The 18,013-nt window shown below is 72.9% G+C and carries 18 protein-coding genes, 1 tRNA gene and 1 pseudogene; 9 read left to right on the top strand and 11 right to left on the bottom strand.

The window, feature by feature from the left end; genetic code table 11:
* Positions 1-19 precede the first annotated feature (19 nt).
* Entirely contained in the window at positions 20-463 is a 444-nt protein-coding gene (locus C7Y72_RS23225; RefSeq protein WP_158276776.1) for an ATP-binding protein, read from the top strand.
* 24 nt (positions 464-487) lie between these two features.
* Here the strand turns inward: C7Y72_RS23225 and C7Y72_RS10105 are convergent.
* Positions 488-2,121: pseudogene (locus C7Y72_RS10105) on the bottom strand (FAD-dependent oxidoreductase).
* Between the two features lie 73 nt (positions 2,122-2,194).
* Here C7Y72_RS10105 and C7Y72_RS10100 point away from each other — a divergent pair.
* A complete protein-coding gene (locus C7Y72_RS10100; protein ID WP_107568616.1) occupies positions 2,195-2,830 on the top strand; it encodes an alpha/beta hydrolase in 636 nt (211 codons plus the stop codon).
* Between the two features lie 92 nt (positions 2,831-2,922).
* Positions 2,923-3,231, top strand: coding sequence for a putative quinol monooxygenase (locus C7Y72_RS10095; RefSeq protein ID WP_107568615.1), 309 nt, complete (start codon positions 2,923-2,925; stop codon positions 3,229-3,231).
* Between the two features lie 54 nt (positions 3,232-3,285).
* Here C7Y72_RS10095 and C7Y72_RS10090 read toward each other — a convergent pair whose 3' ends face one another.
* The 4 genes from C7Y72_RS10090 to C7Y72_RS10075 all read right to left on the bottom strand — a co-directional run bounded on the left by C7Y72_RS10090 (position 3,286) and on the right by C7Y72_RS10075 (position 8,475).
* Positions 3,286-4,389, bottom strand: coding sequence for a globin-coupled sensor protein (locus C7Y72_RS10090; RefSeq protein WP_158276775.1), 1,104 nt, complete (start codon positions 4,387-4,389; stop codon positions 3,286-3,288).
* Positions 4,390-4,516: 127 nt separating this feature from the next.
* Complete coding sequence (locus C7Y72_RS10085) at positions 4,517-7,042, bottom strand: hybrid sensor histidine kinase/response regulator (RefSeq protein WP_107568613.1); 2,526 nt, start codon at positions 7,040-7,042, stop codon at positions 4,517-4,519.
* A 9-nt stretch (positions 7,043-7,051) separates the two neighbouring features.
* Entirely contained in the window at positions 7,052-7,654 is a 603-nt protein-coding gene (locus tag C7Y72_RS10080; RefSeq protein WP_107568612.1) for a putative pterin-binding protein, read from the bottom strand.
* Between the two features lie 56 nt (positions 7,655-7,710).
* Positions 7,711-8,475 (bottom strand): response regulator transcription factor, encoded by a 765-nt coding sequence (locus C7Y72_RS10075; RefSeq protein ID WP_107568611.1) that lies wholly within the window; start codon positions 8,473-8,475, stop codon positions 7,711-7,713.
* 78 nt (positions 8,476-8,553) lie between these two features.
* Between C7Y72_RS10075 and C7Y72_RS10070 the strand changes: the two genes are divergently transcribed.
* The gene (locus C7Y72_RS10070) at positions 8,554-8,922 is read left to right on the top strand and encodes an Hpt domain-containing protein (protein ID WP_107568610.1); all 369 of its coding nucleotides are present in this window, start codon (positions 8,554-8,556) and stop codon (positions 8,920-8,922) included.
* A complete protein-coding gene (locus tag C7Y72_RS10065) occupies positions 8,919-10,550 on the top strand; it encodes an EAL domain-containing protein (RefSeq protein WP_107568609.1) in 1,632 nt (543 codons plus the stop codon). Before C7Y72_RS10070 ends, C7Y72_RS10065 begins: the two co-directional genes overlap by 4 nt.
* Positions 10,551-10,566: 16 nt before the next feature.
* Here C7Y72_RS10065 and C7Y72_RS23220 read toward each other — a convergent pair whose 3' ends face one another.
* Positions 10,567-10,914 (bottom strand): hypothetical protein, encoded by a 348-nt coding sequence (locus C7Y72_RS23220; RefSeq protein ID WP_158276774.1) that lies wholly within the window; start codon positions 10,912-10,914, stop codon positions 10,567-10,569.
* A gap of 101 nt (positions 10,915-11,015) precedes the next feature.
* Here C7Y72_RS23220 and C7Y72_RS10055 point away from each other — a divergent pair, with 101 nt between their 5' ends.
* Complete coding sequence (locus C7Y72_RS10055) at positions 11,016-12,035, top strand: S1C family serine protease (protein ID WP_107568608.1); 1,020 nt, start codon at positions 11,016-11,018, stop codon at positions 12,033-12,035.
* 28 nt (positions 12,036-12,063) lie between these two features.
* Here the strand turns inward: C7Y72_RS10055 and C7Y72_RS23215 are convergent.
* Positions 12,064-12,129, bottom strand: a tRNA-OTHER gene (locus tag C7Y72_RS23215).
* A gap of 255 nt (positions 12,130-12,384) precedes the next feature.
* Here C7Y72_RS23215 and C7Y72_RS10050 point away from each other — a divergent pair.
* Positions 12,385-13,959: a hypothetical protein gene (locus C7Y72_RS10050; RefSeq protein WP_146175322.1), complete on the top strand. Its 1,575-nt coding sequence runs from the start codon at positions 12,385-12,387 to the stop codon at positions 13,957-13,959.
* A gap of 162 nt (positions 13,960-14,121) precedes the next feature.
* On the opposite strand, the gene C7Y72_RS10045 is transcribed toward C7Y72_RS10050, so the two are convergent.
* From C7Y72_RS10045 to C7Y72_RS10035, 3 genes are all read right to left on the bottom strand, one after another.
* Positions 14,122-14,793 carry a hypothetical protein gene (locus C7Y72_RS10045; RefSeq protein WP_146175321.1) on the bottom strand — a complete coding sequence of 224 codons (672 nt, stop codon included), beginning with the start codon at positions 14,791-14,793 and terminating at the stop codon, positions 14,122-14,124.
* Positions 14,794-14,888: 95 nt separating this feature from the next.
* On the bottom strand, positions 14,889-15,377 hold the full coding sequence (locus C7Y72_RS10040) for a hypothetical protein (RefSeq protein WP_107568605.1): 489 nt from the start codon (positions 15,375-15,377) through the stop codon (positions 14,889-14,891).
* Between the two features lie 87 nt (positions 15,378-15,464).
* Positions 15,465-16,415, bottom strand: a complete 951-nt coding sequence (locus tag C7Y72_RS10035; protein WP_158276773.1) for a tyrosine-type recombinase/integrase — start codon at positions 16,413-16,415, stop codon at positions 15,465-15,467.
* Positions 16,416-16,999: 584 nt separating this feature from the next.
* On the opposite strand from C7Y72_RS10035, the gene C7Y72_RS10030 reads away from it, so the two are divergent.
* Both C7Y72_RS10030 and C7Y72_RS10025 read left to right on the top strand, forming a co-directional pair.
* Positions 17,000-17,461, top strand: coding sequence for an excisionase family DNA-binding protein (locus tag C7Y72_RS10030; RefSeq protein ID WP_107568603.1), 462 nt, complete (start codon positions 17,000-17,002; stop codon positions 17,459-17,461).
* Between the two features lie 39 nt (positions 17,462-17,500).
* A complete protein-coding gene (locus C7Y72_RS10025; RefSeq protein WP_107568602.1) occupies positions 17,501-17,686 on the top strand; it encodes a hypothetical protein in 186 nt (61 codons plus the stop codon).
* Positions 17,687-17,716: 30 nt separating this feature from the next.
* Here C7Y72_RS10025 and C7Y72_RS10020 read toward each other — a convergent pair whose 3' ends face one another.
* Positions 17,717-17,977 carry a 4Fe-4S dicluster domain-containing protein gene (locus tag C7Y72_RS10020; RefSeq protein WP_107568601.1) on the bottom strand — a complete coding sequence of 87 codons (261 nt, stop codon included), beginning with the start codon at positions 17,975-17,977 and terminating at the stop codon, positions 17,717-17,719.
* Positions 17,978-18,013: the final 36 nt, after the last annotated feature.

The following is an 18,013-nucleotide window of genomic DNA, read 5'->3' as shown; positions in this document are numbered from 1 at the left end:
GAACTATACGTCCCGAGAGATGACTCCCTGGACCGTGGAGAGGGCGTACGCGCCCACCGCCGATTCGATCGCCGAGGCCCGCGAGATCGCGGACGAGGTGCGCCCGCCGCTCGGGCCCCGGGACACCTTCGCGCTGCGCCTGCTGCTGTCCGAGCTCGTCACCAACGCGATCCGTCACGGCCGCACGACGCCGGACGCGCCCGAGGTCAAGGTCCGCCTGGTGCGCGACGAGCAGACCCTGCGCCTGGAGGTCGAGGACGCGGGCGGGGGCTTCGTCGTGCGGCCGCGCACGCCCAACCAGCACCGCGGCTCCGGCTGGGGCATGCACTTCGTGTCGAAGCTGGCGCGCCGCTGGGGCGTCGAGGGTCACGGCCGCACGCTCGTGTGGGTCGAGCTCGAGCTCGACGAGGCCGGCGAGCTCGTGCTGCCCGCCGGCGAGCCGGACCTGCTGCCCGACGCCTGAGGCGCCGGGCCGACGGACGGCCGGTCAGCCGCCCGAGACGACCGCGAGCATCTGCTCGACGTCGGTGACCTTCACGCGCGGCCGGCCCTGCGCGGCGCCGCCGGCGCGCTCGTGCGCGTCGAGCGCCTGCCAGCCGTCGAGGTCGACGACCGTGGCGACGCGTTCGCCCAGCAGCGCGGCGAACGCCGCCCCGTCACCCGTGGGCGCGGCGAGGTGTCCCGCGGCGTGGTCGGCGAGCAGCGCCTCGACGGTGTCCCCGGCGCAGTGCTTGTTCGTGCCGATGACGCCGGACGGTCCGCGCTTGATCCAGCCGGACACGTAGACGCCCGGGACCTGCGCGCCGTCGGTCTCGGTGACGCGGCCGCCGTCGTTGGGGATGACCCCGGCGGCCTCGTCGAACGGGACGCCCGGCACGGCCCGGCCGTGGTAGCCGATGGCCTTGAGCACGAGGCCGGCCTCGAGCTGCTCCTCGTCACCGGTCGGCCGGACGACGGTGCGACCGTCCATGCCGGTCTCCAGCTCGTTGCGTCCGATCGTGATCGCGGTGACGCGGTCCTCCCCGTGGAGGGCGACCGGCGAGCCGAGGAACCGCAGCACGATCCGGCGCTCGGCGCCCGACGGCTCGCGGGCGGCGAGCTCGCGCAGCAGGCCGAGCGAGACGCTGCGGCCGTAGCCGCGCGCGTCGCCCGCACGCGGCGTGGCGACCTCCTCGTCCAGCGCCGACGCGGGCTCGACGGTGACGTCGACCCCGGGGAGCGCCATCAGGGCCAGCAGCTCCGGGCTCGTGAAGGCGGCCTGCGCGGGGCCGCGGCGGGCGAGCACGACGACCTCGCGCACGCGGCTCTCGCGCAGGGCGGCGAGCGCGGTGTCGCTGATGTCGGTCGCCGCGAGCACGTCGGCGGGGAGGGTGAGCATGCGGGCCACGTCGAACGCGACGTTGCCGTTGCCGACGATCACCGCGCGCTCGGTCCCGAGGTCGACCGGCAGGTCCTGGTGGTCGGGGTGGCCGTTGTACCAGCCGACGAAGTCCGTGGCGGTGAACGAGCCGGGGAGGTCCTCCCCCTCGACGCCCAGGCGCCGCCCGCCGGGCGCGCCGACCGTGTAGAGCACGGCGTGGTGGTGGGCCAGCAGCTCCTCGTGGGAGACGTCCCGGCCGACCTCGACGCCGAGGCGCAGCGTGATCTGCGGCGAGGCGACGATCTCCTCGAAGTTCCGGGTGACGGCCTTCGTGTCCTGGTGGTCGGGCGAGACGCCCGCGCGCACGAGGCCCCACGGGGTGGGGAGCCGGTCGATCAGCTCGATCTCGATCTCGTTGCCCGCCCGCAGCAGGTGCTCGGCGGCGTAGGCGCCGGCCGGGCCGGCGCCGACGATGGCGACCCGCAGCGCGCTCACGACTGCACCATCGGCAGCTCGAAGTAGCCCGCGTTGATCTCCAGGAACCGCGCGTGCTCCGTGGGGAGCAGGTGGTCCGGGTAGATCGCGTCGACGGGGCACGCCTCCACGCACAGCTCGCAGTCCACGCAGGTGGCGGGGTCGATGTACAGCTGCTCGGCCTCCGCGAACGCCGGGTCGTCCGGGCGCGGGTGGATGCAGTCCACCGGGCACACCTCGACGCACACGGCGTCGTTGCAGCAGTTCTGGATGATCACGTAGGTCATGGCGTGCCCGGATCGTCCCAGATGCCCGCCCGCCGCGGTCGTCCGACGGGGCTCCGGGCCCGTATCGATTCCGATGCCCCTCGACCCCACGCTCATCGACGTCCACGTCCCCGAACACCCGCGCGGCGCAGTGCTCGTCCTGCACGGGGGTGCGAGCCGCGGCGCCGGCGCCCGGGTCAGCCCGTCGCAGCTCTCGGTGCTGCGGATGGTGCCCATCGCCCGGCGGATCGCCCGGGAGGGCGGGGACGACGTCGCCGTCGTGCGGCTGCTGAACCGCTTCCGTGGCTGGGACGGGGAGCACTCGCCGGTCGACGACGCCCACTGGGCGCTCGAACGGCTGCAGGAGCGGCTCGGCGAGCTGCCGGTGTCGCTGGTCGGCCACTCGCTCGGCGGTCGCGCCGCGCTGCTGGCCGCCGGTCATCCGGCGGTGCGGTCGGTCGCGGCGCTCGCCCCGTGGGTCTACCCGGAGGACGTCGAGCCGGGCATCCGCGGCAAGCAGGTGCTGATCGTCCACGGCGACCGGGACCGCGTCGCCAGCCCGGTCCGCGCCGAGGAGCTCGCCCGGCGCCTGTCCCGGACCGCCGACGTGCGGTTCGAGGTCGTGCCCGGCGGCAAGCACGCGATGCTGCGCCACCGCGACGCGTTCGACGGCCGCGCGGCCACGTTCGCCGTCCGGTCGGTCGCCACGGGCGCAGCGGTCGCCGCCTGACGACGACAGGGGCACCGGACCGAGTGCTCGACCCGCGTCCGTGGCCCCGCGACAAGGGCGCGGCGTCCGGCCGCGGATAGGGTCGGCCGACCATGCTCATCGTCACCGCGAAGATCCCCATCCAGCCCGAGAAGCGCGACGAGTTCCTCGCCGTCGTCCCGGGCCTCGTCGAGGCCAGCAACGCCGAGGAGGGCGTGCTCGACTACCGCCTCTACGAGTCGGCCGAGACCCCGAACGAGTTCCTCATGGTCGAGCAGTACGTCGACGAGGCCGCGTTCGGCGCCCACATGCAGACCCCGCACCTGACCGGCGCGCTGCAGCAGCTGGCGGGCTGGCTGAGCGGCCCGCCGCAGCTGACGAAGTACGAGGCGCAGGACGGGGTGCCCGTCCCGCTGGGCTGACCGGCTCGCCGGCGGCGGTCGCGCTGCGTCCGGGGACGCGGCGCGGCGCCGGGCTCAGCCCTCCGCGCTGAACGTCGACTGGTCGACGATGCTGTGCATGCCGGCGGCGATCTCGCCGATCATGCGCGACACCTCGATGACCTGCTCGCGCGTCGTCTCGAAGCTCGCGTGGGCGCCGTTGGTCGCGGCGCGCACCGCGCCGACGTCCGCCGTCGCCGAGTCGATCGCGGTCGTCACCCCGGCGATGACGTCCGCCGAGGCGGCGTTGTGCTCGCTGATCACCACGAGGCTCTGCGCGGTGCGCTCGGCCAGCGCCCCGACCTCCTCGGCGACGACGGCGAAGCCGCGACCGTGGTCGCCGGCGCGGGCGGCCTCGATGCGCGCGTTGAGCGACAGCAGCTTCGTCTGGTCGGAGATCGAGCCGATCGTCGCGACGATCCCGTCGATCCGCTTGAGCTGCTCGGCCAGGCGCGCGGCCTGCTCGCCGACCTCGACGATCGCCTCGTTCATGTGCTCGACGGCCGACCACGCCTCGCCGATGCTCGCCGTGCCGGACTCCGCCGCCTGCACGCACGCGGTGACCGACTCGCCGGTCTCCGTCGTCTGGGCGGCCACCTGCTGGCTCGCGGCGCTGAGCGTCTCCAGCAGCGTGGTGAGGCGCTCGTCCCGCGCGTCGATGAATGCCTGGGCGACGATCGCCATGTCGGTCTGGGTGAGCGTCCGCCAGCCGGCGATCGCCTCCAGCAGCGCCTCCGGCTCGGTGCCGTAGACCTCGACCAGGCGGCGGGTGACGACCTGGTCGATCTGCACGAACGCGCCGAGGTACGCGCCGAGCGGCAGCTGGATGCGGTCGTGGACCTTGCCGATCCGCACGCGGTGCGCCACCACGTCGCGGTCGTAGCGGCCCGACCACAGGGTGCCGACGTAGCCGACGAGCGTCTCGCGCAGCCGCTCCACGGTCGAGTGCCGGTGGATCAGCGCGGCGAGGCCCGGCTGCGCCAGGACGTGGCGGTAGAACTCCTCGGCGATGTCGGCCCCGAGATCCTCGAGGTGCGGGCGGGCGCGCGCGAGCGCTTCGAGGTGGCCGGTCGTGAGACCGGTGTAGTCGACGATCGCCTGCCAGGTGCGATCGCCGACGTTGACGGTGGACGTGGCCATGGGTGCGTACATGTGGTGGGGCCGCCGGGGGTCGGAGGAACGGTGCTCGGTGGGTCGGCCGACCGGGCGGCCGGCTGAAGGTCCGCGGCGCAGGTCTGCGGGCAAGTGCGGAGACCGCTGCGGGAAACTACGGAGACGGATCTCCGGTCCCGGCGTGCAGCCGCGACAGCACGGTGTCGAGCTGCGCGACGAGCGCCTCGAGCTCGTGCGCGCTCATCGTGTCCGAGGCGGTCCCGAGCTGGCCGGCGATGCCCTGCAGCTCGGGGAGCGCGGTCGCTGTCGCGTCCTGCGCGAGGTCGTGCGCGAGCTGCACCGCCCGCGCCCGGTGGTCCACGTACGCGGACGCGCCGAGCGTGCGGCGCACGAGCGCCCCGCGGGCCGCGAACCGCGCACGGGCAGCGCCGTCGTCTCCGTCGACCGTGGGCCGTCGGGCGTCCGCGGCACGTCGGAGCTCGCTCGCGAGGCCGTCGGCGGAGAACGGCTTGGCGAGGTACGCGTCCATGCCCGCGTCGAGGTACCGCTGGCGGTCCTGCGCGAGCGCGTTGGCGGTCATGGCGACGATCCACGGCTGACGGTCCGCGGGCAGCTCCGCGCGGATCGCCCGCGTGGCGGTCTCCCCGTCCATCACCGGCATGTTCGCGTCCATGAAGACGACGTCGAACGACCGGTCGCGCAGGGCGTCGACGGCCTCGCGGCCGTTCGCGACCACCTCTGCGGCGTAGCCGAGGGTGCGCAGCACCTCGCGCGCGACCATCTGGTTGACGAGGTCGTCCTCGACCACGAGCACGTCGAGCGGCGGCGTCGCCTGCGCCGACCGCGGCGGGGCCGGGTCCGCGTCGGGGTCCGCGGCGGCGGCCGCGGCGCGCAGCGGCAGCTCGACCCAGAACGATGAGCCCTCGTCCGGGACCGACCGCACGCCGATCTCCCCGCCCATCAGGTCGGTGAGGTGCCGGCAGATCGCGAGCCCGAGCCCGGTGCCGCCGAAGCGGCGCGTGGTGGACGCGTCGACCTGGCTGAACGGGCGGAAGAGCCGGTCCAGCCGATCCGCCGGGATCCCGACCCCGGTGTCGGTGACCGTCAGGCGCACCCGGCACGGCCGCCCCGCCTCTGCCGGGACGCAGCCGACGGCGAGATGCACCTCGCCGGACGGCGTGAACTTCAGGCCGTTGGCCAGCAGGTTCACGAGGATCTGGCGGATGCGGGTGGGGTCGCCGACCACGCGGGCGGGGACCTCGGGCGCGACGGTCGTGCGCAGCTCCAGGCCCCGGCGGCGCGCCTCCGGGCCGAGCAGCTCGACGGTCCCCGACACGAGCTCGGCGACCGCGAACGGCCGCTGCTCGAGCTCGACCGCGCCGTCCTCCAGCGCCGAGAACGTGAGGATGTCGTTGACGATCGCCAGCAGCAGCTCGCCGCTGTTGCGCGCGGTCTGCGTGTACTCGCGCTGCTCGACGGTCAGCTCGGTCTGGTCGAGCAGGCCCGTCAGCCCGATGACCGCGTTGAGCGGTGTGCGGATCTCGTGGGACATGTTCGCCAGGAACCGCGCCTTGACGCGCGCCGACTCCTCCGCCGCGTCCTTCGCGTCGCGCAGCTCGCGCTCGGCCCGTCGGCGTCCGGTGATGTCGGTCTGGACCGCGAGGAAGTTCTGAATCGTGCCGTGCGCGTCGCGGACCGGCCGGACCTCGATCGCCACCCAGTAGGGCTCGCCGGCCGCGGTGTAGTTGACGATCTCGACGTCGAACCCCTGCCCGGCCCGCAGCCGCTCGCGCATCGTCGCGACGACCTGCGGGTCGGTCTGCGGGCCGTGCAGCACGTCGCCCGGCCGGCGGCCGGCGATGGCGGCGAGCGGGTGCCCGGTCGTCCGCTCGAACGCCTCGTTGACCCATTCGACGCGGCCGTCGGCGTCGGTGATGACGACGAGGTTTCGCGTGTTCGCGGCGACGAGGGAGAGCTTGCGCAGCTGCGAGTCGAGGCCCGCGAGCCGGTCGGAGTAGCGGTCGAGCTCGCGGTCGTGGCGGCGCACGAACCACAGCGTCAGGCAGGCGAGGACGAGGAACAGCACGCAGGCGACCCCGATCGCGGCCATCGTGCGCCGGGCGCCGGCCTGCAGCCGCTCGGCCCCGACGTAGGTGTCGTGCGCGCGGGTGCGCCGGTGGATCTCCGCGGTCGACGCGAGGTCGTTGATCGCGAGCTCCAGGCGGCGCAGCGTCGCGCGCAGCCGGGCGGACGGACGGCCGGTGCGCAGCGCGCGCGTGACCGCGGGCCGCACCGCGAACGACCACTCGCCCGCCAGGACGCGCGCGCGGCGCAGCAGCGCCCGGCCGCCGAGCGCGGCGGACGCGTCGAGCGAGATCTCCTGCATGCGCTGGTCGACGAACGCGGCGTGCAGCTCCGCCGCCTCCCGGTCCAGCGGCCGGCGGCCCAGCTGCAGCTGCAGTCGCAGGATCTCGCGCTGCGCCTGCCCGAGGGTGCGGACGTTCGCATCGACGAGCGACCGGGTCACCGCGACGTTCGCGCGCAGTCGCGACGTCTGCCCGAACAGCGCGTGCCCGAGCAGCCCGAGCGCCGCCGCGGTGAGCACGACGACGCCCCACGCCAGCAGGCCCCGGCGCCACGCGCGCGCCCCGGGACGCGGCACCTCACGGGTCGAGGGCACGCGGGCGCCTCACCGCACCTCGATCGAGGCGACCTGCCAGATCGAGCGGGGGTCGTACACGGTCGGCTGCAGGCCCGGGACCTTCCCGAACGGGTACACGACGCGCGTCGGGCCGTAGCGCGCGACCGACATGCGCCGTCCGTCGGCGGTCGTCGCCAGCAGGACCGGGAGCCGCGTGGCGTCCGCGACCGGGATCGTGACCTTGTAGTCGTTGAGCGCCGCGGCGCGGAGCGTCCGGGCGCCCGGACGGGCGCCCGCGACCTGCAGCAGGCGACGCAGCAGCACGCCGCGGAAGCGCACGCGCGTGCGGCCGGTCGCGACCGCGTCCGAGCCGGTCCACTCCGCGAGCCCGATCCGCTCGAGCGTGCGCATGTCGAAGCGCAGCGTGCCGTCGGGGCCGTTGTGCCGGGTGATCGCGCCGCGCAGCGTCAGGACGACCGTGCCGGTCGGCGCGGGGATCGCCTGGCCGGGACGCAGCGTGCCGGCGGTGACGACGGTGTGGTCGGCGGCCGGGGCGGCGGCGCGGGCGCGCGGCTCGGCACCGCACCCGGGCAGGGTCAGGAGCAGCAGCGAGGAGGCCAGGACGGCGGGGAACGCGGAACGGGGGACCATGCGACAAGCGTCCCGCCGTGCCGTCTGAGGTCGGTCAAGCCCGACTCAAGATGCCGTCAAGACGCGAGGCGCCGTTCCATCCGGTAGCCGAACCCGCGCACGTTGACGATGTAGCGCGGGCCCTCCTGGCCGCGGCGGGGCTCCCCGAGCTTGCGGCGCAGGTTCGAGAGGTGGACGTCGATGACGTGGTCGTCCCCGAACCAGTCAGCGCCCCAGACGGCGTCCATCAGCTGGCTGCGCGAGAGCGCCTGGTCGGGGTGGTCGCTGAGCACGTCGAGCAGGTCGAACTCGGTGCGCGACAGCTCGACGGGCCGGCCGGCGACGGACACCTCGCGGCGGCCGACGTCGATCGTCAGGGCGCCGAAGCGGCGCACCGACGGCGAGGCCGGGACGTCCGTGGCGGCGGACGGTCGCTCCGCGTCCGCGTCCGCGGGCGGGTCGGGGACCGCGACGAGCCGCGGGCGGCGCAGCAGCGCCTGCACGCGGACGCGCAGCTCGCGCGGGTAGAACGGCTTGACCACGTAGTCGTCGGCCCCGACGGTCAGGCCCGCGACGCGGTCGGTCTCGTCACCGCGCCCGGTGAGCATGAGGACGTACGCGTCGCTGAACGCGCGCAGCCGCCGGCAGGTCTCGATCCCGTCGATCCCCGGGAGGCCGAGGTCGAGGACCACGAGGTCGGGGCGCTGCTCGCGCGCGACGGTCAGCGCGTCCTCCCCGCTCGGCGCGGTGGCGACCGCGTAGCCGTCGGCCTCGAGGGCGTGGGCGATCATCGCCACGTACTCGGGCGCGTCGTCAACGATGAGGATCCGGGCGGCGCTCACGACGCGCTCCCGTGATCGTGAGTCGATCTTGAATCGGGCTTGACGGAACCTGGGAGGAGCGGACCTAGCATCGCTGACATGGCACTTTCGGAGACACCGCTCGCCCAGCTGCCGGACACGGTGCAGACCGCGATCGACAAGCTGCGGGGCGAGATGGGCGGGGACGGCCCACTGCGCATGATGGTCGGCCTGTGGGTCGATCAGCTTGAGTCCCTGCTCGAGGATCTCCGACTGGGTGCCCGCCACGGCGACGGCGGGCAGCTCGCCGCGGCGGCCCACCGCCTGAAGGGCACGTGCGCACTGCTGGGCGCGCACGACCTGCGGGCGCGGGCCGCCGCGATCGAGCTCGCGGGCCTCGACGGTCTCCCCCGGACGGTCGAGGAGGACGTCGACCGGTTCGCCGTCGAGGCCCGCGCGTTCGCGCGGCTCCTGGAGTCGCTGCGATGAGCACCGCGCCACCGATCCGCTCGCGCCCGCTGGTCGTGGTCGTGGACGACGACCCGGTCGAGCGCCTGCACAGCGTCGCCGTGCTCGAGCACGGCGGGCTGGACGCGGTGCAGGCCGCGGACGGCACGGAGGCGATCGAGCTCGTCGCGCAGCGGCGCCCCGACGCGGTGCTGCTGGACGTGGGCCTCCCGGGCCTGGACGGGATCGCGGTCGCCCGCGCCCTGCGCGAGCGGGACGCCACGCGCACGGTCCCGGTCCTCATGGTGTCCGGGCACGGCGAGACGACCGAGCGCGTCGCCGGCCTCGAGGCGGGCGCCGACGACTACCTCGTCAAGCCGGTGGCGGGCCCGGAGCTGCTGGCCCGGATCCGCGCGCAGCTGCGTGCGGCCGCCGGCCGCAGCGAGCTGCTGCGGCGCGACCTGCAGGAGCGCGCGGACGCGTCGCTGGCGCTCGCCGGGTCCACGGCGGGCGGCAGCCCCGCGACGATGGCCGCCGAGCTGTGCGCGTTCGCGTGCGCGGCGCGCGGGTTCGCGGCGGCGACGGTCCTGACGTTCGGGGACCGCGACGAGCTGGAGGTCCTCGCGACCGCGGGTGCGCTGCACCGCGGTCTCGCGCGCGGCGTCGCCCCGACGCTGCCGGAGCGCGAGGTCTGGTCGGAGGAGCCCGGTGATCCGCAGCGCCCCCTTGCGGAGCTGTTCGGCGCGGCGGACGGGCAGAGCGTCGCGGTGCCGCTCCCGGCGCACCGCGGCGCACCGACCGGCTGGTTCGTCTGCGGGACGGCGCAGCCGCCCGCCGACGACGCGCAGCGCGCGCGGACGATCGCGCTGGCGACCGAGGTCGCCGGGCACGCGGCGTCCGCGCTGAGCACGTGCCTGGAGCACCGTGCGCGGCTGCGCGCGGAGCGGCACGAGATTCGGGCGATCATCGAGCACGGGGCGTTCCGTCCCGTGTTCCAGCCGATCGTCGAGCTGCCCACCGGGCATGCGATCGGGTTCGAGGCGCTGACGCGCTTCGACGACGGCACGCGACCGGACCTGCGCTTCGCCGCGGCGTCGCGCGTCGGCCTCGGACCCGATCTCGAACTGGCGACGCTCGAACGCGCCCTGTGGGCGACGACCCTGCTGCCGCGGGGCGCGTTCGTGAGCGTCAACGTCTCCGCCGCGCTCGTGCAGGAGCCGGGGCTCGTGCGCTCGCTGCTGCGCTCGGCCCGCCGCGCGATCGTGCTGGAGATCACCGAGCACGAGCGGATCACCGACTACACCGCGGTGCGCACGCAGCTGGACGCGCTGCCGGGGGTCCGGGTCGCCGTGGACGACGCCGGTGGCGGCTTCGCCAGCCTGCGGCACGTGATCGAGCTGCGACCGGACTTCGTGAAGCTCGACCGCGGGCTCGTGCACGGGATCGACGCGGACCCGCTGCGGCGCTCGCTCGTCGCGGGCCTGACGCAGTTCGCGCACGACAGCGGCTGCGAGATCGTCGCCGAGGGCATCGAGACCACCGCGGAGCTCGACGCCGTGCGCGACATCGGCATCACCGCCGGGCAGGGCTGGCTCTTCGGCCGGCCGTGCCCCGCGGAGCTCGCGGGCGCCGTGGCGCCACGGACCGCGGACGCGGTCCGCGCCGCGTAGGGCGCCGCGCGGAGCGTCAGACCAGCGGGGTCGGCCCGTCGTCGTGCAGCAGGAACCCGGCGGCGCCGAGGACGCCGCGGTCACGCAGGCGCGCGAGCTTCGCGGTGACGTCGTCGTCCGCGGCCTCCCAGGCGCTGACGGCGGCCGACGCGGGCAGCGGCGCCAGGCCTGCGGCGGCGGGGTCGTCGAGCGCGACCCGGAACCAGGCGAGGTCGTCGGCGATCCGCCGCGGCCGACCGGTCGTGTCCGGGGCCCACGGGTCCTCGCCGGCGCGGCGCTCCGGCACGCCGGGCGGGCGCGTCAGCGCGACCGACAGCGCGCCGAGCCAGTCGGGATCGTCCTGCGTGAGCTCGAGCATCGCCATGGCGCTCTTCTACTGCACCGGACGGGCGGGCGACAAGGGCGCGGTCGGCAGGGCCGGCGACGCTTTCGCGGGCGTGACGGGTCCGTGTGCACGCTGGGGCCATGAAGCTGCTGCTGGTCGCATCACCCGGTGTCGCGGCCCTGGTCCTCGCGATCATCGCGCTCGGGCGCGACGCGGAGCCGTCCGCCCGGGCCGACATCCCGGCCCCGGCGGTCGGGACGACCAGGGGCGAGCTGCCGAGCTTCCGCGAGCTGTACGAGCGCGTCGACGGCGTCGTGGCGCGCGTCGACGCGCGCCGGGGCCCGGACGATCCGCCGTTCGGCAACGGGCGCCGCGACGCGATCGGCGCCGGCTTCGTCGTCGACGCGCGGGGCCACATGGTGACCAACGCCCACGTCGTCGACGACGCCCGGTCGGTCACGGTCCGCTTCGGTCGCACCGCCCGGCGCGTCACGGCCGAGATCGTCGGCGTCGACCGCGCGACCGACCTCGCCGTGCTGCGCGTCGACCCGCGTCGGCTGGGCGCCGACGCCCCGCTCGAGCTCGCGCCCGCGGGCTCCGTCCGCGTCGGCGACCCGGTGCTCGCCGTCGGGACCCCGTACCGCCTGCAGAGCAGCGCCGCGGCGGGCATCGTCTCCGCGGTCGGACGGGAGATCCGGGGACTCACCGGGTTCTCCATCCCGGACGCCGTGCAGACCGACGCCGCCATCAACCCCGGGAACTCGGGCGGCCCCCTGGTCGACGAGCGCGGACGGGTCGTCGGCGTCAACTCGCAGGGACGGGCTGCCGGCGTGAGCTTCGCCGTGTCCGCGGTCACGATGCGGCGCGTGGTCCCGCAGCTGATCGAGGACGGTCGTGCCGACCAGGCGGTGCTCGGCGTGTCCGTCGGCTCCGTGACCGACCGCGGTGCGCGCATCGCGTCGGTGACCGCCGGCGGCCCCGCCGATCGCGCCGGGCTCCGGGACGGTGACGTGATCGCCCGCATCGGCGACCGACCGACCACGGTCGAGGGCGCCGTGGCGAGCGCCGTCGCTGCGCGCCGCCCCGGGCAGCGCGTCCCCGTCCAGGTCCTGCGGGACGGTCGCGAGCGGACCGTGACCGTACGCCTGGGGCGCCGGTAGGTCTCGCGCCGCGGCCGAGCGCCACGCAAGCCGCCGAGCGGATTCGAACCGCTGACCCCTTCATTACGAGGGAGGTTCAGGACCTTCGGCAGGCCGGACTTGAGTCCGGTCCTGTCCGCGGAAGTCCGCTTCGAGCTGGCAAGTCCGTTGCCGAGCACCACGCTCGACAGTCGGAACATGACCTGAGTGTACTCGCCGTGACCGGCGTTTCGGACCCCAAGCGGGCCCCGCCGGCCGGACAGCGCGATGGACGCGCGACGGCCGTGGAAACCACCGGTCGGATCGATCGGCGACGAGTCGCCTCGTCGCCTGCGTGTCATTCCGGGCGGGTTAGTGTCGACTCATGGCTATGCCCGATCTCTCCGTCGTTGTGCCGGTGCGTCTGGAAGCGTGGTTCCGCACCGGGGTAGGACCGGAGGAACGACTCTCCTTCCCGGTGTGGCCGAATAAGGGTGCAGTGGTCAAGTTCGAACGCGCGGCGCTCGAACCGCGCCGCGCACTCTCGACTCCGACCGCGGCCGCCTGGGCAGGGTTGCGACGCGCGTGCGAAATGACGGGCGCGTTCTCGTGGTCGGAGCAGTACACCGGCGCCGCCCTCGCAACCGATCTAGCGGAGTGGTCTCTCGAGATCGAGTGGCCTGATCGTCGTGTGCGCTCGCGCGGCCACGGCGCGTTCCCAGGTCTTGGCCCTGACGCGCCCGCCGGCGCCGCGCTGCACCGCGTGTGCGCGGCGCTCAGCCGATTGGTCGACGGGCGCGACGTGTTCGGGTGCTCGTCCTATCGGCGCACACGGGGTCTGGCGTCGGTGAACAACGCGGCGATCGCTGACGCGGTCGCGTACAGCGCTGATCGCCTGCGCCACGACGACCGTCGGCTCGAGGTACGCCTGGACTCCGCACTGTCGGCGGGCCTGCATCGGCGGGTGCGCGCGGAATGCGGCGAGGGCATGGCGGTCCTACCGGGTTGGCGGAACCCGAAGTCCGAGGAACGTGAGATCGACGTCCTTGTCGACGGGCACGCATTCGAGCAGAAGGTCGACGACATCGATCAGCAGCTGTGGGACGCGCTCAAGCTCGCGAGCATGCTGCGCCATGGCCAGACTGTCCGACACGCCTACCTAGTTGCGTGGGCGCCCAAGGAGACCTTTGACACCGCGCCCGCCGGGGTGCTCTACCGCACTGCGGGCGTCTGGGACTTCGCCGACCTCGTGAGCCGGCTCCCGGCGGCGTGGCAGAAGTGCCTCGCCGACGGCAACAACACTCCGCTGGAAACGCCGGCCCGCATCCTCACGGAGCGGATCGCACACGCTGACTGCCGCGACGGACGCGAGATCCGCGCCGTCAAGCTCCGGCTTGTCGACGACGAACAGATCTCTTGGGACGAGGGGACGCCTCAGCGCACACATCGGGCTGGTGAGATTCCCGTAACGCTCACGACGACGGATCTCATCGAGGCCTGGGCGGCGACTCTGGACCCGCAAGCGTCGTGGTGGCACCACGCACGGCAGGAGGCCTACGCGGCCGTCTCTGGGATCGATCTGCGCACGGCGCCGGAGAGGCTCACGGGCAAGACTCCGGCATGGTTCGACGTCGAGGCCGAGCCGTGGGCTCGCCTCGGAAGCGCCGCACTTGACGGGAACCCTCGCCAGCTTCATGGGTTCCTGCAGAGCATCGGTAAGGCGTTCGTGCCCGCCCATACACCCTTCAGCATGTACCTCGAAGCACCGCGGCCGGTTGCCGCTTTCCACCAGCAGCACGCGCAGCAGCTGAAGGTCGCCGAGGCCTCTCGCCTCCATACCGTGCGTGCTATGGCGAACGAAGTCGTCGAGATCCTCTACGGGCCGGTCGATGTCTCGACTGGGACCGCGGAGTTGGCGTTCCACGGCTTCGACGCGCAGGGCGGCGAGCCAGACCCGGACTGGTGAGCCATCGAGCGCGGCACCGAACGGGCCGCCGGCGCGACGAGCATCGCGCCAAGGGCCCCTGCTGGTGGCTACGGCAGGGCCTTGACTGGAACACGGCGGGCGCAGCAACACGTGGTCAGGATCGCCATGCAGCGCCGAGGACCGCGCCTGCTCATGCGTGACCTAGACGAGGCGCGCCGTGGCGAGTCCGTCGAGCCACTGGTCCGCCTGCGACCACCGCGCGACGACGCCGACCTGTCGCAGGAGACGCTCGACGTCTTCGTTCGGCGCCTCGGCACGGTCGTCGACCACGGCGATGAGCTGGTACCCGTTGACCCCTGCCAGGTCACCGAATTCGACGTAGACCGCGCTCGCGACGTTCCAGGCTTTCTCTCCACCGACCGGCTCGATGACCGCGTCGCGCTCAGGCACGAACAGCGCCGCCTTGTGCCGATGCCCGGACGCACCTTCGATTTCCCGCTCGCGCTCGACCGTCAGATCCCTCATCTCCATTGAGGTCGCCACTAGGTCCGTGAGTTCCTGCTCGCGGGGACGCTGCGGCCGATGGTACGTCGCTGCTTCAGCGATCGCGACGGAGGCCTGGGCGACCCGCCAGCACGCTTCTGCGACCTCGCCGCCGCTGTCGACTCGAGCCAAGACGCGGCCTCCGTCGAACGTAGCACCGAACCGCCGAGCGACAGCGGCGCCAAGCGGCCCCATGGCACGGGCGCCCGGTCCGCCGACGATCAGCCGTGCGTCGCCGTTGCCCCCGTCGGTCAGGACGTACCCGTTCTCGGCGGGCACGATCTGTACTACGACCCCGTCGCCGTCCGGGTAGTCGCACGGCGTGAGCACGGCCAGACCATCGCCGCGCGCGACAACCTCAAGACCATCACCGAGAACGGCGAGAAGGTCATCGCGGAGGCTGTTGTCTTGGATCCTCGTGGGACTCATCCGAGTTGGAGTTGCTCACCCGGCGGCGGGGGCTGCTGGTAGATCGCGTTGAACGTGATGTTCGCACGGTCGCAGAAGGCGACCAACGACTGACGGTGATCGTTCTTGACGGCCGCCTCGAGGTCGAGCGGGACTGCACAGGTCATGCCGAACCCGTCCACCCACTGGTGCTCGTGCTCGAGACTCTTGACCTTCCCTGGGAACCGAGCCGGCCGGCCCGGAGGGTTGCTGTGGCGCGACGGCGGCGCCGTGAGGTCCCAGCGCAAGACTTCCTCGCCGCGACGCACGAGCTTGAAATTCCAGTCGCGCGCGACGACGAGGCTCACGACCATCACAAGCTCGCCGACGGTCGCGCCACGAAACTCGACGCCGCACCGCGCAAACAGGATGGACTCGTTTCGCCGGCGCCAGCCGACTCTTTGGCTGCCCGCTACCGCTTTCGGAGCAGCGAGGAACTCATCGACCTGGTTGGGCGTAAGCGCCACGGCCGAGATCCTCCTCGACCGAGCGGACGCCGCCTCCTGCGCGGCGACCCCGTAGCTGCCCGCCGCGAGGCGGTCTGGACGCTCGGATCAACTGTGGAATGCGCGCGCGATCAACTCGGCGTCGTCCGGACGAGGCGTGTAGTGCAGGTACCTCAGGGTGCTGTGGAGGTCGCTGTGTCCCATCCATTCCTGGACGCGGACGATGCTGGTGTGACCGACCATCGTGGTCGCGAACGTGTGGCGTAGGTCGTGGAACCGCAGTCGCAGCAGCCCGGCCGTTTCCTGGGCGAGGTGGAATCGGCGTCGTAGCGCGCGGCGGTCGAGGTGACCTTGGCGCCCGGGGAAGACGAGTCCGGTCCGCTCGCCGGAAGCTAGGCGCGCGAGTGCGGCGGAGACCTGTGGCGCGAGCGGGACGGAGCGGACCTTGCCGGACTTCGGAACAGTGAGTTCGACGCCGGACCAAGAGCCGCGGACGCGCACGACGCAGCGATCGAAGTCCACGTCGCGCCACTCCAGCGCGACCAGCTCACCCATCCGCAGACCGGTGAAGGCCGCTGTGAGATAGATCGCGGCATCGCGCTCGCTCGCGGCCGCGGTGACAAGCCGGTGGGTCTCGTCGGTGGAGTAGACGAGCAGGTCGTAGGTCGGCTTGATCGGTGGGCGTTGGACGTCGTCGACGGGGTCGTAGGCGATGCCCCAGACGCGGCGGGCGCGGTGGTAGATGCCGCTGAGGCAGACGATGAGCTTCACCCTCGTCGCCGCGGTGCGGTCCAGGCTGGCGACCCACCGCTCGATCTCCTCGGTCGTGATCTCGGTCAGCAGCAGCCCGCCGAACCGCGGAAGCAGATGCGTGTCCAACGCCATCCGGTAGCCGCGAGCGGTCGTGGGCTTGCGGCGGCGGTCGTGCTCGATGTGGCGCAGCCACTCCGCCGCCGCGGTCTCGAACCGCGCGGGTGTCCCGGCCATGGGAGGCAGCGTTCGGACGCGGATCTGCTCAAGCGTGGCCTCGAGCCACCGCTGGGCGCCGGCCTGGTTCACGTACCCAGTCGGCGGTGTCCCGCGCCGGGTCCACGCCGGCCCGATCTTCTTCTGGATCTGCTTGCCGGTGCCGGTGCGGTACTTCGCGAACCAGACGGGTCCGGACTGGCGTTGGATGCAGAAGATGTGGCCGCTCGGCGGACCGACGACGGGCAGGAGCTGGGGCTCGTCAGCGCGGCGAGCCATTCGGACGGGCGGCGAGGTTCGGGACATATCCGGGACACGACCATCGGTCCCGGATCGGGGCTAGTTCGCAAATCTCGTGGTTTGCAGCGAACTTGCCAGAGCCGCCGAGCGGATTCGAACCGCTGACCCCTTCATTACGAGCAGGTCAGGTGTTCTCGCGGTCCGGAGCTGAGTCCGATCCTGTCCGCGAAAGTCCGGACTGAGCGGGCAAGTTCGCCGCCGAGCACCACGCTCGACGGTCGGAACATGCCCTGAGTGTACCCGCCGTGACCGGCGTTTCGGACCCCACACGGACCCCGCTAGACCGAGCCCTTCGCACGGACGGCGGGCCGCGGAGTCGCGTAGTGCGCCCGGGAGCGGCGTTTCGTATATTGCGTTTAGACCCTGAGGAGGGACTGATGTCCGCTGATACGCAAGCGCTGGATGCGATCGTCCGCCCAGCGCCAGAAGAGGTCGACGCGCTCGCCGAGATCCGCAAGACGATCGACGACGCGTTCGGCAAGGACGGCTACCGGCCGTGCCTGATCGGGCCCGACGGCTCGCAGGTCGAGCTCCCAGCATCCGCGTTCGAGGCGCTTGCGTTCGTGGTCCGGGGCATGGCTGCCGGGCAGACGATCACGCTGATGCCGACCGGCAAGCAGCTGACCACGCAGCAGGCCGCCGAGATGCTCCACATGTCCCGGCCGCACCTGATCAAGCTGCTCGACCGCGGCGAGATCGCGTTCGAAAAGGTTGGCACCCACCGGCGGCTCATGGTCGAGGACGTCCTCGCCTACCGCGCTGCCCGCCAGGAGGCTCGCGAGCAGCAGCTCGACGAACTCTCCCAGCTCTCCCAGGACCTCGAAGGCGGCTACCGCTAACCCGCCGGGAGTAGCCGGGGCCACGGGTAGCTTGACCCCGTGGCCTTCTCGGTCGTCCTCGACGCCAACGTCCTCTACCCCGCCTCGCTGCGGGACACCCTGCTGCGGTTCGCCTCGCGCGACTTCTTCGTGCCAGTCTCCAGCAGCCTCTGGTGTGACCCGCCCGTGGCTGAGAAGGTTGCGCTGCATCTCATCCAGGATCCTGGTCGCGGCGTCCGGCAGTGAACATGCCGTCGGACCCGCGACCGTCACCGCCTATCTTGCGAAGTACTCCGCATTGATGGCGACGAACTTCGCCCACTCGCCCGGGAGCTGGTCCTCGGCAAACGACGCGTCGACCGGGCATGCCTCGACGCATGCGTCGCAGTCGATGCACTCCTCGGGGTCGATGTAGAGCTGCTCGACCCTGTCGTAGTCCGGCTCGTCAGGCGTCGGATGGATGCAGTCAACCGGACAGACCTCCACGCAGGAGTTGTCCTTCGTTCCGATGCACGGCTGAGCGATCACGTATGCCATCTGCAACCTCCGATCAGGTGGTGATCCGAAGTGCTC

Origin of the sequence: Paraconexibacter algicola, from assembly GCF_003044185.1 — a bacterium.
GTDB lineage: Bacteria > Actinomycetota > Thermoleophilia > Solirubrobacterales > Solirubrobacteraceae > Paraconexibacter > Paraconexibacter algicola.
This window is presented reverse-complemented; position numbering and strand designations above follow the sequence as displayed.

Excerpts from the sequence above, each read along its gene's own strand:
- C7Y72_RS10095 (WP_107568615.1), top strand. The coding sequence starts at position 2,923 with ATGCTCATCGTCACCGCGAAGATCCCCATCCAGCCCGAGAAGCGCGAC.
- C7Y72_RS10020 (WP_107568601.1), bottom strand. The coding sequence starts at position 17,977 with ATGGCATACGTGATCGCTCAGCCGTGCATCGGAACGAAGGACAACTCC.
- C7Y72_RS10030 (WP_107568603.1), top strand. The coding sequence starts at position 17,000 with ATGTCCGCTGATACGCAAGCGCTGGATGCGATCGTCCGCCCAGCGCCA.
- C7Y72_RS10100 (WP_107568616.1), top strand. The coding sequence starts at position 2,195 with ATGCCCCTCGACCCCACGCTCATCGACGTCCACGTCCCCGAACACCCG.
- C7Y72_RS23225 (WP_158276776.1), top strand. The coding sequence starts at position 20 with ATGACTCCCTGGACCGTGGAGAGGGCGTACGCGCCCACCGCCGATTCG.
- C7Y72_RS23220 (WP_158276774.1), bottom strand. The coding sequence starts at position 10,914 with ATGGCGATGCTCGAGCTCACGCAGGACGATCCCGACTGGCTCGGCGCG.
- C7Y72_RS10080 (WP_107568612.1), bottom strand. The coding sequence starts at position 7,654 with ATGGTCCCCCGTTCCGCGTTCCCCGCCGTCCTGGCCTCCTCGCTGCTG.
- C7Y72_RS10050 (WP_146175322.1), top strand. The coding sequence starts at position 12,385 with ATGCCCGATCTCTCCGTCGTTGTGCCGGTGCGTCTGGAAGCGTGGTTC.
- C7Y72_RS10070 (WP_107568610.1), top strand. The coding sequence starts at position 8,554 with ATGGCACTTTCGGAGACACCGCTCGCCCAGCTGCCGGACACGGTGCAG.
- C7Y72_RS10055 (WP_107568608.1), top strand. The coding sequence starts at position 11,016 with ATGAAGCTGCTGCTGGTCGCATCACCCGGTGTCGCGGCCCTGGTCCTC.
- C7Y72_RS10090 (WP_158276775.1), bottom strand. The coding sequence starts at position 4,389 with ATGGCCACGTCCACCGTCAACGTCGGCGATCGCACCTGGCAGGCGATC.
- C7Y72_RS10065 (WP_107568609.1), top strand. The coding sequence starts at position 8,919 with ATGAGCACCGCGCCACCGATCCGCTCGCGCCCGCTGGTCGTGGTCGTG.